Source organism: Vibrio sp. TH_r3, from assembly GCF_033101115.1.
Lineage (GTDB): Bacteria > Pseudomonadota > Gammaproteobacteria > Enterobacterales > Vibrionaceae > Vibrio.
The window spans coordinates 49,554-65,881 of the sequence record NZ_JAWMPW010000004.1 but is presented as its reverse complement, the minus strand read 5'-3'; the positions used below and the strand labels follow the sequence as shown (position 1 = coordinate 65,881).

At 39.6% G+C, this 16,328-nt stretch carries 14 protein-coding genes, 1 riboswitch and 1 other annotated feature; of the genes, 9 read left to right on the top strand and 5 right to left on the bottom strand.

Going from position 1 to position 16,328, the window contains the following annotated elements:
• Positions 1–35 precede the first annotated feature (35 nt).
• Positions 36–899, top strand: coding sequence for a protease HtpX (gene htpX, locus R3X26_RS05755; protein WP_317716269.1), 864 nt, complete (start codon positions 36–38; stop codon positions 897–899).
• A 74-nt stretch (positions 900–973) separates the two neighbouring features.
• Here the strand turns inward: htpX and rsmS are convergent, their stop codons facing one another.
• From rsmS to dinG, 4 genes are all read right to left on the bottom strand, one after another.
• Positions 974–1,159: a pleiotropic regulatory protein RsmS gene (gene rsmS, locus R3X26_RS05750; RefSeq protein ID WP_317716268.1), complete on the bottom strand. Its 186-nt coding sequence runs from the start codon at positions 1,157–1,159 to the stop codon at positions 974–976.
• Positions 1,160–1,223: 64 nt separating this feature from the next.
• Positions 1,224–1,871 carry a primosomal replication protein PriC gene (gene priC, locus R3X26_RS05745; RefSeq protein WP_317716267.1) on the bottom strand — a complete coding sequence of 216 codons (648 nt, stop codon included), beginning with the start codon at positions 1,869–1,871 and terminating at the stop codon, positions 1,224–1,226.
• 19 nt (positions 1,872–1,890) lie between these two features.
• Complete coding sequence (locus R3X26_RS05740) at positions 1,891–2,670, bottom strand: TSUP family transporter (protein WP_317716266.1); 780 nt, start codon at positions 2,668–2,670, stop codon at positions 1,891–1,893.
• 57 nt (positions 2,671–2,727) lie between these two features.
• Positions 2,728–4,800, bottom strand: coding sequence for an ATP-dependent DNA helicase DinG (dinG, locus tag R3X26_RS05735; protein ID WP_317716265.1), 2,073 nt, complete (start codon positions 4,798–4,800; stop codon positions 2,728–2,730).
• Between the two features lie 636 nt (positions 4,801–5,436).
• On the opposite strand from dinG, the gene R3X26_RS05730 reads away from it, so the two are divergent.
• The 3 genes from R3X26_RS05730 to R3X26_RS05720 all read left to right on the top strand — a co-directional run bounded on the left by R3X26_RS05730 (position 5,437) and on the right by R3X26_RS05720 (position 8,727).
• Positions 5,437–6,339 carry a porin gene (locus R3X26_RS05730; RefSeq protein ID WP_317716264.1) on the top strand — a complete coding sequence of 301 codons (903 nt, stop codon included), beginning with the start codon at positions 5,437–5,439 and terminating at the stop codon, positions 6,337–6,339.
• 110 nt (positions 6,340–6,449) lie between these two features.
• The gene (locus tag R3X26_RS05725; RefSeq protein WP_317716263.1) at positions 6,450–7,169 is read left to right on the top strand and encodes a DUF2057 family protein; all 720 of its coding nucleotides are present in this window, start codon (positions 6,450–6,452) and stop codon (positions 7,167–7,169) included.
• A gap of 253 nt (positions 7,170–7,422) precedes the next feature.
• Positions 7,423–8,727 (top strand): inosine/guanosine kinase, encoded by a 1,305-nt coding sequence (locus tag R3X26_RS05720; protein WP_317716262.1) that lies wholly within the window; start codon positions 7,423–7,425, stop codon positions 8,725–8,727.
• 162 nt (positions 8,728–8,889) lie between these two features.
• On the opposite strand, the gene R3X26_RS05715 is transcribed toward R3X26_RS05720, so the two are convergent.
• Entirely contained in the window at positions 8,890–9,300 is a 411-nt protein-coding gene (locus R3X26_RS05715) for an H-NS family nucleoid-associated regulatory protein (RefSeq protein ID WP_317716261.1), read from the bottom strand.
• Between the two features lie 392 nt (positions 9,301–9,692).
• A riboswitch (Lysine riboswitch) is annotated at positions 9,693–9,871 on the top strand.
• Positions 9,872–9,962: 91 nt separating this feature from the next.
• On the opposite strand from R3X26_RS05715, the gene R3X26_RS05710 reads away from it, so the two are divergent.
• From R3X26_RS05710 to hisB, 5 genes are all read left to right on the top strand, one after another.
• Positions 9,963–11,546 (top strand): Na+/H+ antiporter NhaC family protein, encoded by a 1,584-nt coding sequence (locus tag R3X26_RS05710; protein WP_317716260.1) that lies wholly within the window; start codon positions 9,963–9,965, stop codon positions 11,544–11,546.
• Between the two features lie 109 nt (positions 11,547–11,655).
• Positions 11,656–11,783, top strand: a sequence feature (His leader region).
• An 89-nt stretch (positions 11,784–11,872) separates the two neighbouring features.
• The gene (gene hisG, locus R3X26_RS05705; RefSeq protein ID WP_317716259.1) at positions 11,873–12,769 is read left to right on the top strand and encodes an ATP phosphoribosyltransferase; all 897 of its coding nucleotides are present in this window, start codon (positions 11,873–11,875) and stop codon (positions 12,767–12,769) included.
• A 3-nt stretch (positions 12,770–12,772) separates the two neighbouring features.
• Positions 12,773–14,086 (top strand): histidinol dehydrogenase, encoded by a 1,314-nt coding sequence (gene hisD / locus R3X26_RS05700; RefSeq protein ID WP_317716258.1) that lies wholly within the window; start codon positions 12,773–12,775, stop codon positions 14,084–14,086.
• Between the two features lie 3 nt (positions 14,087–14,089).
• Entirely contained in the window at positions 14,090–15,133 is a 1,044-nt protein-coding gene (gene hisC / locus R3X26_RS05695; RefSeq protein WP_317716257.1) for a histidinol-phosphate transaminase, read from the top strand.
• 106 nt (positions 15,134–15,239) lie between these two features.
• A complete protein-coding gene (hisB, locus tag R3X26_RS05690) occupies positions 15,240–16,313 on the top strand; it encodes a bifunctional histidinol-phosphatase/imidazoleglycerol-phosphate dehydratase HisB (protein WP_317716256.1) in 1,074 nt (357 codons plus the stop codon).
• The last annotated feature ends 15 nt before the right edge of the window (positions 16,314–16,328 follow it).

Genomic DNA, 16,328 nt, shown 5'->3' with positions numbered 1-16,328 from the left:
AAGTTGAGACCAAAAGGTTGTACGGAGAAAGTGAAATGAAACGAATTATGTTGTTTTTAGCAACTAACTTAGCGGTCGTTTTTGTACTGAGTATTGTGCTCAATATCGTGTATGCTACCACGGGTATGCAGCCGGGGAGTTTGAGTGGCTTGCTAGTCATGGCTGCGGTATTTGGTTTTGGTGGTTCGATTATCTCGTTATTAATGTCTAAACGTATTGCATTACGTTCAGTTGGTGGTCAGGTAATAGAAAGCCCAAGAAATGAGACCGAACATTGGTTACTAAGCACGGTGGAAAGACAGGCTAAACAAGCTGGCATTGGTATGCCAACAGTCGCAATTTATAACGCACCAGATATCAATGCGTTCGCTACTGGAGCAAAGCGAAATGACTCATTGGTAGCAGTGTCTAGTGGCTTATTGCAAAATATGACACGTGATGAAGCAGAAGCGGTGTTAGCACATGAGATTAGTCATATCTCAAATGGCGACATGGTGACAATGACCTTAATGCAAGGCGTAGTAAATACTTTCGTGATCTTTATTTCTCGATTTATTGCCAATATTGTCTCATCTGGCGATAGGGAAGAAGGGCAAGGTTCAAATATGCTGCTGTATTTCGCTGTTTCATTTTTCTTAGAAATGGTTTTAGGATTTCTAGCGAGTTTTATTACTATGTGGTATAGCCGTCGTCGTGAATTTTATGCTGATGCCGGTGCTGCTAGTTTGGTGGGTAAGCATAAAATGATTGCCGCATTAGAAAGACTTAAAATGAGCCATGAACCTCAACTAGAAGGGTCAATGATGGCGTTCGGTATCAATGGCAAAAGTACAATGATGCAATTGCTTATGAGTCACCCTCCACTAGATAAGCGTATTGAAGCACTTAAAAATAGCTAAATAACTCTATTAATATAACAGTCATGGATTCACCGTGGCTGTTACTTTTATACTTCCCGTTATTGTCTTAACCATTACTCACTGGAATGTGAGTTAACCTTTTGAAGTAAATCTTGTTTTACTATTTCAATGGCTTGTAGTGCCGTAGAGGGATCAACATCATTACTTTCTAATAAATAGATGAGATCGACAGCAAGTTTTATTTCGTCTGGGGCACTGTCTAGTGGGTGAGTTACTGGGTTATTGGTCTCTGTATTCATTGGCTTATTGGTTAACCTTACTATTTGTTAAAATGGATAAAACCACGTCTTCTATCGTTATTCCTTATTTTATCGACAATCTCTGTTCTATTAACAGTATTTGCTGCTGAATCTTTTCTGTTGCTTGCTTACATCGTGCGAGACGCTGTTGCGCTGCAATAAGAGCTAATGTTTCTTCACTGGAGTTACCTTCTGCAACTGCTGGTGGTTGTTTGCAGATTAGTTGTTTTTTTTCACCAACTAAATCAGACAAGCGCAGTTGCCACTGTTGATGTTGTGCAAGGTTCGCGTACAGCGTTTCTAATTGGTGCTGAATGTCGTTCGTTAAGGTTGAATGTAATGTTAACTGGCGCGAAATCGCGTTGACTTGATTAACCAGTTTATCTGCCAAGAATTCGGTTTGTTGCAAGCAAGTTTTACTGTCGTTAGCGTTATCCATACTGATCGTAGACATAACGCTTTTGAATGTTTGTATCGCTTCATCAACATAAGGCAGTAATAAATGCGAATTGCACTTAAATAATTGATGATCAAAAAGTCGATTCTTGCCAGGTTGGCCGTATCTAGATTGATGGGATATAGATTGATCGTATCTAGGCTGACCACCGTGTTGTGCATGATAAGCACGTTGCTGTTCCCGCTTAGTGTCGAGTTCTGATGCCCGCTGAGCGAGGTGGCGTAATTGTTTTTTGATCGACTTAAAACGATTCATAACATTTTACTCAAAGCCGTTATGAGGTGACGAACCAGGCGTCGTAAGCTAACTTAACCGCTAGTATACTAACTACAGTAACAAACACTGGACGAATGAATTTAGCACCAAACCGAATCGCTGAATGCGCGCCAACAAATGCCCCTGCCATTAAACACACTCCCATGGTTAAGCCGAGAACCCAATTGATGTGGCCCAAAATAGCAAAAGTAATTAGCGACGTGATATTACTGGTAAAATTCATCGCTTTAGCAAGCCCCGAAGAGAGTAAAATGTTTATTTTGTAAATGGCCATGCTACTTACCGTCCAAAATGCGCCGGTTCCAGGACCGGCTACTCCATCATAAAATCCAAGAGTGAAACCCTGTATCCATTGAGTTTTATTCAGTTTTTTGCTGGGCTTAGGTAAGGCATGACCGTCTGACTCTGGTGTTTTATGTAAAATGGTATAAATAGCGGTCGCTAAAATAATTAAAGGTAAGACTTTTTCGAGCCAGTCCGTACTAAGTGAATCAACCACCAGTGTCCCTATAGTTGCGCCAATTAATGTTGCAAGAAAGGCATGAACCCACAATTCAGGGCTAAAAAGCCGTTTGCGATAATAAGTCATCGCCGAGGTTGACGTTGCAAACGTTGCCGCAAGTTTGTTGGTTCCTAAAGCAATATGAGGTGGCAGCCCAATAGAAAGTAAGGCGGGAACAGTTAACATGCCGCCGCCGCCAGCCACTGCATCAATAAAACCGGCAGCAAAAGCTACCAGTGCTAATATCACCAACATGGTTGGTTCTAACATTTCCATAAAATTTTCCGAGGATTAGATTAAAGCTTAGGATCTATTTGTTAAACAGTTTGCGCGTTACTCAATAGTTCGCTTAAATGGTGGTAATGAATCAAGTAATAGTTTGCCATATCGCTTGCTGACGACTCTTCGATCAAGAATGATGACTCTACCAGAATCTTGCTCTTTACGCAGTAAACGTCCAACCGATTGGATTAGCTTTTTACTCGCTTCTGGAACAGATATCTGCATGAAGGGATTGCCGCCACGGTTTTCTATATATTCTGAATGCGCTTGCTCCACCGGAGATGTTGGAACCGCAAAGGGAATTTTAGTAATGATTAGGTTTTCCAGCAGTTTTCCAGGCAAGTCTAAACCTTCTGAAAAACTGCCCGTTCCAAATAAGATACTGGTTTTACCACATTGGGTTAAGGCTTTATGCTTATTCAAAATTTCTGTACGTGAAGATTCACCTTGAACCTGAAGTGTCCAGCCTTGCTTTGCAAATGGTTTTACTACGCTTTCTGCTACTTGCTTCATTTGCCAATAAGAAGCAAAAAGCACCAAGTTTGCTTTTTTATCAATGATAAGATTTGGTAAGCATTCAGCCAAATAGTCACTAAATTGTGGTGCTTGTGGTTCATATTTCATTGCCGGTATAAGTAGCTCAGCATTGTCTTGATAATTAAATGGTGACGCCAAAGCTAAAAATTGCACACCGTCTTCTTCTTTGTTACTCACGCCAACTTGATGGCAAAAGAAGGTAAACGAGTTTAGTGCACGAAGTGTCGCTGATGTTAGAACACAACCTACGCAACGACTCCATAGTTTTTGATCTAACTGCCAACCGACTTCTAATGGGGACACATTAACGATGAAGTCGTCTTCACGTTCTGCACTAATTTCTAACCATTTTACAAGTGGCGCACCTTTATCCTTTTTTGGTTCAGCCATTAAACTCCACACTTTCGCTAAGTTTTCTAATCTCTGATCATAAAAGCCGAGTTCGGCTAATGCTGGTTCCGCCAGTTTATTGGACAGTTCTCCATCCTTTAATCGTTCAGCGATCAGATCGGCAATTTTACCCACGGCGAGGTTAGCTTTATTTGTTAATACCTTTAAACCTTTCGACTCCGTCTCTAACCATTCGGGGAGATCACCGTGTTCGAATCGGTAAACGTTGTCGATAAACTTATGGGGGTCAAACTGCTTGCTTAAATTGGAGAAAGAAGGCACCAATTCTTGAATCGCATCTTGTAACTCATTTCTAAAGCGGTTAACTCGTTTTTCATCTGCTAAACTGGTGAACTTGCTTGATGATTGATTGAGCTTTTCTAACCAAGTTACAGCGCCTTTTAAACTTGCAGCGGCAGATGAATGGTCTCTGGCAATTTTGGGTAAGTGATGAGCTTCATCGAATATATAAATAGTATTGTCTGGTTCAGAAAGAATAACTCCACCTCCAAGCTCAATGTCTGCCATTACTAAGCTGTGGTTAGCGATAATTACATCGTTTTTGTCAAGTTCAGACCGTGCTTTTTGAAACGGGCAACCTCTATGCGCAGGTAAACTATTGTTACAGCTATGTTTATCGCTAACAATAGTTTGCCAAACTGTATCATGAATAGGTTTTGGCCAGGAGTCTCTGTCTCCATCCCATTTTCCCTGAGATAGCGCCGAGTACATTCTTTCCAAAAGCTCAATATCCGCTTTTTTGGGTTTAGTATCAAACATAGCCAGTTGACTATCATCAGCACCGCTGGCCGCAGCGAGTTTTTCTGCGCAACAATACCGTTGACGACCTTTTGCCAGAATAAATGAAAAATTTAAATCGGTTATGCGTCTAAATAGTGGAAGATCTTTATTTAAAAGTTGTTCTTGCAAAGCAACAGTTGCTGTCGAGATAACGACTTTTCGATTATTTAATACCGCACAAGGTATTGAACCCATCAAATATGCGAGCGATTTGCCTATACCCGTTCCTGCTTCTGCAACAATAATACGATTACTTTTATGATATTTGCCTGACAAGGTGTTCGCTATTTCAGCGACTAAATAGTTTTGCGCTCGCCTAGGGACAAAATTATCCAGCTGATGCTGTAAGTTTTGATAGCTATTGCGGACAGATTTTTCAACTTTAGGGTTAAGCATAACGAGACCAACTAAAAAAGATGGCGCAGTTTAGCATAGCAATAAGGTCTACTCTACGGGTAAGAGAATATGTGAGAAAGGTCACTAAGCATGTTTCTATTACACTATTATTATTTTTTATAACAAGATAAGAATTTATTTTTATTGAGAATTTATTTAGTTACTGAGTCGATTTAAGTCACATATTTACTTCTTTTTTAGTAAAAACACGATCTATGTCACAAAAAAAATTGAACCTTTTCAATTGTAATACATGAAACACTAAAATAGTTTAAAATTTTTTTAAAATTGTATATTTAGAGTTTAATTCTTTTATTTTGTTTTTATTTAAGGGTTTTAGGTTTATATGTCTGAAATTGGTTTGTTGTTGATGATGGGTTTTGTTGTAGTATTCGGGTGGTAATTATAACTTAGACTTATAGGTAATAAGCTAACTTGTTGTTTTATAGTTATTTATTTATTTTTATTTTTATTTATTTGCTTGTTTGACATCGAACGAATTCTTTTGCAATCTAGACCTCGAATTATTAGGGGTGGTGGCGAGTTGGCAACATAGTCAAACGTCATCATCAATAAAATAAAAAAAGGGAACCGGAAAGGATTTCCTACATTCTTAAGAAAAGGCAGTGGATTATTATGAAAAAGACTCTATTAGCACTATCAGTACTAGTTGCTTCTTCAGCAGCTAACGCAGGTATCGAGCTTTATAACAACGATGGTACAAGTGTTTCTCTTGGTGGTGACCTAGAAGTTGTTTATCTAAAAGGTACAGCTGAAGATTCAAGTGTTGAGCAACAAATTCAAGATGCTGATTTGAAAATCGACATCCGTAAAGTTGTTAACGATGAGCTATCTGTAGGCGCATACTGGGAATTCCAAGGCGACGAAGACAACACTACTGAGGGCGGAAGCTCTAACATGGGTGACGTTTACTTTGCATTCTACACTGCTTCTTACGGTTCTGTAAAAATCGGTGACGTTTGTAGCATCGCTGATGATCTAGGTGTAGGTTCAGATTACCAATTTGGTGTTACAGCGGCTGTAGACCAAGTTGATGCTTGTGCAGACGAAGCAGTTCGTTGGGATTACTCAAACGACCAAATGTATGTTTCTGCTGCTTACCGTGACAACCAACGTGCTGATGCAGTTGCAGACCTTGCAGACATCAAAATTGGTTTCATGGCAGGTGACTTCGATCTAATGGGTTACTATGGTACTTCTAACTCTGCAGAACAAGATACTTTTGCTCTTGAAGCTCGTTACGGTATTGATGCTATTAACCTAGAACTAGGTTACTACGATGTTGAAGACGCAGGTAACGTAGTTGCTCTTGCTGCTGATTACACAATGGACAAGTGGTTGTTCGCTGCAGGCGTTAACTTAATCGATGCTGACGGTTCTGACGATGATACTACTGAGTACTTCCTAAACGCTGGTTATGCAGTTGCTTCTTCTACAACTCTTTACGCTGAAATCGGCGGAAATGACGTAGATGATTCTGAGCTAGGCTACGCTGTTGGTGCTAAAGTAGAATTCTAATTTAACCTTAATAATTATTGTTAAATTAAAATCTTAAAAAAAGCCACCCATCATGGGTGGCTTTTTTGATTTAATGTTTGATAGTATTGTATTTATTTTTAAGGAGTAGTATGAAATACGTCATTGGTGGATTAGTCAGCTTTTTCTTTTCTGCAACGGTGTTTAGCGCCGAATTAATTCCAGACAGGGATATAAGGTTATTGGTTGTAAATGAAGTGGAGACAGAATCTACGACCAAACCTGTAGCAGTGAATAATGGTTTTGTTCAGGTGGTCGCGAAAGTTTCTAGCCGAGTAGGCCAAGGCTCAAAAAAAAGAGTGTTCGATTCTGCTCCTTTTATTATTTCATTCGAAGCAACTGATAAAGATTTAACTTTAGTCGCACCCCGACTAAGAGATTACGAACAAGCCGTGTTGCATTTTAAAGGAACTCCCGATATTAAGCTTTTGGTTGAAGGTGAAGAAGTTGAATATCGTTACGATCAACTACCAGCCAAACAAGGCTTTATGCCTTTTCAGGATGAACTGGCACAAGTTAAAGAATATAATCAACAGAATAGAATCTTTTTTGGTGAACAAGCAGAGCTTGCTTCTAAAGCACAAGTTGTATCAACAAGTTCAGCTAGTGTAGGGGCTGCCGCTGTGACAGGAACGGTTGCTGCTGCTTCAGTGGCGAGTAATACTACAGTCGACAGCGCGGTAGTCAGTGCTGCTAATACAGCTTCCGCGCCAGCAGTTAATACTAACTTACAGCAGTTACAAGCGTGGTACACTAAAGCTTCAAAAGCGGAACGTAAAGAATTTCGCAGATGGATGATAGATCAAGAGTAGGGTAGTTACGTTACATACCACTGCTCCGTTACATACCATTGCTACGTTACTCGCTCACTAAGCTATTAATTAGCGATGAAGGTAAGAATCACCGCTTGAACTTGTCGATTTATTGAGTCGTTACAAAGGATAGCGGTTTACTTTCGTGAAATTATTTTGTGACGGTAACGTTTGCGTGCTACTACAATATTGCTGTTATAAAAATCTCAAGCTAAAATAAATATCCCTTACTTTATTATAGCCAAACCTTTCTATGAAATTCCCCGGCCAACGTAAATCGAAACATTATTTTCCCGTTCATGCACGTGATCCATTGGTTACTCAAGCGAAAGCGAGTAAACAGATGGATAGAACACATATTATTGGTATTGACCAAACGTTAGTGGATATTGAGGCTAGAGTGCCAGATAGCTATCTTGAGCAGTTTCACTTGAGTAAAGGACATTCGTTGGTTATTGATGATGAAGCAGCAGAGTCTCTTTATCAGTTACTTAAACAACAGAACCTAATTACCAACGAATATGCTGGGGGAACGATAGGCAATACGTTACATAATTATTCAGTGTTAGCCGATGATAAATCTATATTGCTTGGTGTAATGAGCCAAGATATTAAAATTGGCAGCTACGGTTATCAATATTTATGTAATACATCAAGCCGAATGGATTTAAATTATTTACAAGGTGTTCGCGGGGCAATTGGCCGCTGTTTTGCTTTGATATCAGATGATGGTGAAAGGACATTTGCTATTAGTGAAGGTCAAATGAATCAACTTCAACCGACTAGTATTCCAGAACATATTTTTGAGAATGCTTCCGCTCTAGTTTTGACCGCCTATTTAGTACGATGCAAAAAAGGCGATCCAATGCCTGAAGCAACAATGCAAGCCATCGCGTATGCTAAAAAATATGATGTCCCTGTGGTATTAACACTCGGGACCAAGTTTGTTATTCAAGATGATGCGCAGTTTTGGCGCGATTTTTTACAGGATAATGTTTCAGTTGTAGCGATGAACGAAGACGAAGCGGAAGCTTTAACTGAACTGTCAGATCCACTGCTAGCGGCAGATAAAGCATTAGAATGGGTGGATTTAGTATTATGTACTGCTGGTCCTGTTGGACTTTATATGGCTGGCTATACCGAAGATTCTGCTAAGCGGACAACTTCATTGCCATTATTGCCGGGTTCGATTGCAGAATTTAACCAATACGAATTCAGTCGCCCCAGTATTAAAGCTTCATGCGAGTCGCCGATCAAAGTCTATTCACATATAGCTCCTTATATGGGCGGTCCTGAAAAAATAAAGAATACCAATGGCGCTGGTGATGCTGCGCTGTCCGCTTTATTGCATGATATGGCTGCTAATCGGTATCATAAAGATAACGTGCCTAATTCGAGCAAACATCAATATCCTTACTTAACTTATTCTTCGTTTTCTCAAGTATGTAAATATGCTAATAGAGCTAGTTATGAAGTATTAGTGCAGCATTCTCCAAGATTATCTAGAGGCTTACCAGAAAAAGAAGATAGCTTAGAAGAAGCGTATTGGGAACGATAAACGTATATGTGTATTTATTTATAGGAATGATTAGAGCTCCATACGGAGCTCTAATTATATTCAGCTGGCAGACTCATATTATTTAACTTGAAGGGTTAACATTATAAAATTAACAAACTAAATTTATATGCTTCAAGTTTCTTAATATCAGAGTCTTCTATTTTAAATTAAGAAGTCGTCAAGCGATTTGCCTGCATCTAGCTGGGTTTGGATTGATGAAGGTGTTCTACCTTGACCCGTCCAAGTTTTTTCTTCGCCTGTTGCAGCATCAATATATTTATATTTTGCAGGGCGTGGTTCACGTTTTTTACGTGGTTTGCTCTTAGTTTCGCCAGACAGTGCTGAAATTAAATCTTCAACATCAATTCCATCTTTTGCTATCATCTGTGCGTATTCAGCTAATTTAGCTTCTCTTTCTGCTAATGCTGCTTTCTCTTCTTCTGCAGCTGCACGACGCTCTTCAACCACGATTGTTAATTTCTCTAAGGCTTCTTCAAGTTGCTCAAACGTTAATTCACGAGCAAAAGCGCGCAAACTGCGAATATTTAGCAATGTTTTTGTAAGTTCTGACATGTGTATTACCATCTGATTATTATTAAACGTTGTAATGATAACAGTCAATTTTAATTATACAAATTATTTTAATTAAAATATTATATTTAATCTGATATTTTATTAAATATAAATGTTAATTCCATTTGTATTCTTTAGATATAAAACTATAGAATTGTATTAATTTATAATCCTACTAAATGGTTTTCGATAATAATTATTCTAATGTATAGTTTATAAGAAATACATTGTTGTTTCATTCAATGTATTGTGCAATCTTATGCGCATTTCTATTGCTTTGTGGCTGTTTATTAGAACTTTGATCTTGCAAATGGCTTATGAATCCGTACAATCCTGCCAAACTTATTCGGTATGGCAGTTTATGAATTTTTTATTCATAGTTATTAACTGAGTACCGAGGTAGAGGCGCAATAACTATCAGTACATTCTATTGGGGTGATGCCATTGAATAGTTTAGAAAGGAGTTGTTGCCGAAGTACGTATGTTTATCGAGCCACGTACTGGGGTTGTATTTAAAAAATATAACACTGCCATAGTCCTTTTATTTTAACTATGGAGCGCTACTGTAGATTGGAGGAATTATTTTTCTCTTTTACTTACTATTAACATATGTCGTTGTTAATTTTGCAGTAGATCTCTAGCCAATTTGGTTTTTGCAGATCATGAACTTAGTCGATTTTTCTTTTTCTCCTTTATCTTTACTGCCTCCTTTATTAGCTCTCGGGCTTGCTATTTTGACGCGCCGTGTACTTATTTCTTTAGGCGTGGGCATTATAGTCGGGGCTGTCCTATTAGCTGGTTATTCGCTACCTAATTCACTTCACTATATTGCTACAACAGTGAAAGGTGTCGCTATAGACGATGGTGAGCTTAATACTTGGAATATGAGTATCGTCGCTTTCTTGTTGTTACTTGGAATGATGACCGCAATACTCACGTTATCAGGAGGAACTCGAGCTTTTGCTTTATGGGCTCAAACCAAGATTAAAAGCAAACGAGGTGCTAAATTACTAGCGGCATTTTTAGGCGTATTCATTTTCGTAGATGATTACTTTAATAGCCTAGCTGTTGGTGCAATTTCACGTCCTGTTACTGACCGTTACAATATTTCACGAGCCAAGCTTGCTTATATTTTAGATTCTACTGCTGCCCCTATGTGTGTGTTAATGCCAGCCTCTAGTTGGGGAGCGTATATAATGACAATCATCAGTGGTATTTTAGTTACCCATGGTTTAACTGAATATTCCGCACTGGGTGCCTATTTACGTTTAGTTCCGATGAATTTTTATGCGGTCTTCGCACTGTTAATGGTTTTTGCTGTTGCATGGTTCCAATTAGATATTGGTAGTATGAAACAACATGAGTTGAATTCATCTAAAAATAGTTCGGCTCCTGAGGGACAAGAAAATAATGCTGAATATGAAGCATCTGACGATTTAAATATTGCTGAAAGTGAATACGGAAAAGTTTCAGATTTAGTGCTACCTATTGTATTTCTAATATTAGCAACCATCGGTTCGATGTTATTAACCGGTGGTCAAGCACTAGCAATTGTCGGAGAAAAATTTACGGTATTGGGTGCTTTTGAAAATACTGATGTAGGGACTTCGTTAGTCTATGGAGGACTAACTGGTCTAATTGTTGCTTTAATTACCGTAATAAAACAGAAACTTTCTATATTAGATATTGGCAAAACCGTTTGGATTGGTGCTAAATCAATGTTTAGTGCAATTTTAATATTAGTTTTTGCTTGGTCTATTGGTTCGGTTATAGGCGACCTGAAAACAGGTGTTTATTTATCTTCATTGATTCAGGGTAATATTAGCGCTCATTGGTTACCTGTCATTCTATTTTTATTATCTGGCGTAATGGCTTTCTCGACAGGAACGTCTTGGGGAACATTTGGAATTATGTTACCCATTGCTGGGGATATGGCCGCGGTAACAGATTTAACCTTGATGCTACCCATGTTAAGTGCCGTTTTAGCTGGGTCGGTATTTGGTGACCACTGTTCACCTATTTCAGATACAACTATTTTGTCCTCTACTGGTGCGCGCTGTAATCATATTGATCATGTTGCTACGCAATTGCCATACGCTATAAGTGTTGCTTTAGTCTCTTGTATTGGTTTCATTATGTTAGGATTTACTAATTCGGTTATTACTTCCTTTACTGTCACTTTTGTTGCATTTATCTTAGTTTGTTTCATTTTGTCGATAATATCTCGTTCGACAAAGTTACAGTGAAAAAATAGCTAAAAAAAACGAATTTTTGGTTGAATATTTTACTGAGCTTAGTTAGTGTGTTCATAAGCTAAAGGAGCGACACAATTATGCGCAAATTTATAATGAACATTCATCACCATCATCACCCTGAGTAGTCTTTCGGGCGATGTGCGCATACCCGGGAGATTATTACTCCCGGAGGTCAAATCAGACAAAGATTCGAACCCTCGGGAATTTAAATTCCGAGGGTTTTTTTTGGTTTAGATACATTAAGCAGCAAGCTTAACGATGATATAAAATATAATTTAGAAAATTTGAAATAACGAATTTAGACAGGGAATAGAGAAATGCAAACACAGCGATTAAGAATTGCCATCCAAAAGAAAGGCCGCTTGAGTAAAGAGTGCCAAAATCTACTAAAAAAATGTGGTGTTAAATTTAATTTAATCGGCGAACGCCTTGTTGTTCATGCTGAAAATATGCCAATTGATCTTTTATTGGTACGTGATGACGATATCCCTGGCTTAGTAATGGACGGGGTCGTTGATTTGGGGTTCATTGGCGAGAATGAGTTGGAAGAAGTTCGCCTAGATCGTGTTGCATTGAATGAACCGAGTGAATTTGTTGCTTTGCGCCGTTTGGACTTTGGTGGTTGCCGTTTGTCTATTGCAGTAAACAAAGACGATGAGTACAACGGCCCACAAGACTTAAATGGTAAGCGTATTGCAACGACTTATCCTCACCTTTTGAAAGCATTTATGGATCAACAAGGTATTGAGTTTAGTACTTGTAACTTGCAAGGTTCTGTAGAAGTTGCCCCTCGAGCAGGACTGGCTGATGCCATTGCAGATTTAGTTTCAACCGGCGCAACATTGGAAGCGAATGGGCTGAAAGAAGCCGAAGTAATTTTCCGTTCGAAAGCAACTTTGATTCAACGCGCAGGTGACTTTGAGCTTGATAAACAAAATCTAATCAATAAGCTTTTAACGCGCATGCAAGGTGTGATTCAAGCTAAAGAATCTAAATACATTATGTTGCACGCACCAACAGAGCAACTAGAAGCGATAAAAGCGCTGTTACCTGGCGCAGAAGATCCAACCGTTCTTCCTTTGGCTGCCGAGAAAAATCGCGTGGCGGTTCATTTAGTCAGTACTGAGAATCTTTTTTGGGAAACAATGGAGCAACTAAAAGCGTTAGGTGCGAGTTCTATTCTTGTTCTTCCTATCGAAAAAATGATGGAGTAAGCGATGAAAACTGTTGTCTGGCAATCTTTAAGTGAATCTCAGCAAGACTCGGTATTGCAGCGACCTGCGATAACTGAAGGTGCGAATATTACATCTGCAGTTGAACAGGTTATAGCTCAAGTTCGTGCCGAAGGTGATACAGCCTTGTTGCAACTGACGCAAAAATTTGACGGTGTGACACCAGAATCTATTCGCGTTTCAAACCAAGAAATAGAGGCAGCTAGTGATCGTCTTTCACAAAAAATGAAAGAGGCACTACAACAAGCGTATAATAATATTTCTGTGTTTCATAAAGCACAGAAGCCGCAACCGCTTAAAGTAGAAACTCAAACAGGTGTGGTTTGTGAACAAATAACTCGGCCAATAAATAAAGTTGGGTTATATATTCCCGGTGGAAGTGCACCATTGCCTTCTACTGTGCTTATGTTAGGTGTTCCGTCACAGATAGCAGGGTGTCGTAAAGTGGTACTTTGTTCTCCGCCACCAATCGCCGATGAGATCCTTTACGTTGCTAAGCTGTGCAACATCGATGAAGTATATAATGTGGGTGGTGGCCAAGCGATTGCCGCAATGGCTTACGGAACAGAAACGGTCTCAAAAGTTGAAAAAATATTTGGCCCTGGTAATGCCTATGTGACGGAAGCTAAACGCCAAGTCAGCAACGATTTTCGTGGTGCCGCAATTGATATGCCAGCGGGGCCTTCTGAAGTATTGGTTATTGCCGACGAAAGTGCTAATCCAGAGTTTGTTGCTGCCGATTTACTTAGTCAGGCTGAACACGGTCCAGATTCACAAGTTATCTTACTGACACCTTCTGCGATCATTGCAGATAAAGTCGCAGACGCAGTTCAGGCTCAGTTAAAGCGGTTGTCTCGTGCTGACATTGCGCAACAAGCATTAGCTTCTAGTATTATCGTGATTGCTGATTCTATTCCACAATGTGTGTCTATTTCTAATGCTTACGGCCCAGAACACCTAATTGTGCAAACTCGCAATCCACGAGAATTATTACCATTGTTAGATAATGCTGGATCAATTTTCCTTGGTGATTGGTCTCCGGAGTCGGCTGGAGATTATGCTTCTGGAACCAATCACGTGTTACCAACATATGGATACACGAGAACCTATTCAAGTCTAGGGTTAGCCGATTTTTCTAAGCGTATGACAGTACAAGAGCTCACTGCGGATGGTTTAAAAGGACTGGCTCCAACGGTGGTGACAATGGCGGAAGCTGAAGGGTTAGATGCGCATAAACGCGCTGTTACTGTTCGTATAGAAGAGCTTGCTCGTACAGATGCCTTAGCGAAAGGAGAGTAGTTAATGGAAAAACTCGCTCGAAAACAAGTCCAGCAGCTTACTCCTTACCTATCAGCAAGAAGAATAGGGGGAAGCGGTGATGTGTGGTTAAATGCCAATGAATCACCATTTGATAATCAATATAAAACCACGTTTGATAAACTCAACCGTTACAGTAGTTGTCAGCCGACTGAATTGATTGAAGCTTATGCGTCTTATGCTGGCGTTTCCGCTCAACAAGTACTTACTTCCCGCGGTGCGGATGAAGGGATTGAGTTATTGATTCGGGCATTCTGTGAGCCAGGTGAAGACGCGATACTGTATTGTCCTCCTACTTACGGGATGTACGCTATTAGTGCTGAAACGATAGGTGTTGAACGAAAAATAGTCCCTTCTAAATCGGACTGGCAGTTAGATCTTGAGTCGATAAAAGCCAATCTCGATGGCGTTAAATTGGTTTTTGTCTGTAGTCCGAATAACCCGACCGGCAACCTAATTGATCGCCAAGATATTATTGCTTTGTTGGAAATGACTAAAAACAAGGCGATTGTTGTTATGGATGAAGCGTACATCGATTTTTGTCCAGAAGCATCGACGAAAGGTTTGCTGGCGGAGTACGAAAACCTGGCTATTTTGCGTACCTTATCAAAAGCGTTTGCTTTAGCAGGATTAAGATGTGGGTTCACCTTAGCTAATAAATCCATTATCGATGTTTTACTAAAAGTTATTGCACCATACCCTGTTCCGATCCCAGTCGCTGATATCGCTTGTCAGGCACTATCTTCAGCAGGCTTACAAAGAGCACGAGCTCAAGTCGAGGAACTCAATAAAAACAGAGCCTATTTGGCCGAACAGCTCTCAAGTATTGATGAGGTAAAGGTTTTTGAAGGCTGGGGCAACTACCTTTTAATTCAATTTCCTAATGGCGATGATATATTTAAAAGCGCATGGGATAATGGCATTATTTTGCGTAATTCGCCTATTAAGGATTGCATTCGTATTAGTGTTGGCAGTAAGCAAGAGTGCCAAACAACCGCCAATTTTATAAAAAAGCAATTGCAAGGCTAGAAGATTGTTACAACACTACAAAACAGTTACAACACTAGTTAATTTAATATAGAACCAGTTACAGATTAAGCATAGTCGACAGCACGCACGGTATAAGGAAAGTTAAGTGAGCAACCAACAAAAAATTCTATTTATTGACCGCGATGGTACATTAATCGTCGAACCACCTATCGACTTTCAAGTTGACCGCCTAGATAAATTAAAACTAGAACCGTATGTTATTCCTAGCCTGCTTGCGCTACAAGATGCTGGATACCGATTGGTTATGGTGACGAATCAAGATGGTTTAGGTACAGAAAGTTATCCGCAAGAAGAGTTCGATGCTCCACATAATATGATGATGGAAATCTTTGAATCTCAAGGTGTTAAGTTTGATGATGTGTTACTTTGCCCACATTTTGAAGCAGATAATTGTACTTGCCGTAAACCTAAATTAGGTATGGTTAAGGACTATCTCAAAGATGGCAAAGTGGACTTTCAAACGTCCGTGGTCATTGGTGACCGTGAGACGGATCTACAACTAGCGGAAAACATGGCCATTCGTGGTATTCAATATCATCCGGAAAAAATGGGTTGGCCGCAAATCTTACGTGATTTAACTGTAAAAGAACGCACCGCAAAAGTGGTGAGAACGACTAAAGAAACCGATATATCTGTTGCTGTTAATTTAGATGTTCAAGGCGGAAATAAAATTTCAACTGGCCTCGGTTTTTTCGACCATATGCTCGATCAAATCGCGACTCATGGCGCGTTTCAGCTGCAAGTTAATGTGGATGGTGATTTGCACATTGATGACCATCACTCAGTTGAAGATACGGCCTTGGCCTTAGGCCAAGCACTGAAAGAAGCGCTTGGTGATAAACGCGGTATTGGTCGATTTGGCTTTAGCCTGCCAATGGACGAATGCTTAGCACAATGCGCATTAGATCTCTCTGGACGTCCTTTCCTTAAATTTGAAGCAAAGTTTGGTCGTGAAGTGGTTGGTGATCTTTCTACTGAAATGGTGGAACACTTTTTCCGCTCATTAACTGACACTCTTGCGTGTACGTTGCACTTGTCGTCGGCAGGTCATAATGATCACCATATTATCGAAAGTTTGTTCAAAGCATTTGGACGTACACTTCGTCAAGCGATTAAAGTTGAAGGTAATGAAATGCCAAGTAGTAAAGGTGTTTTGTGATGGTAAGTTCTGCAA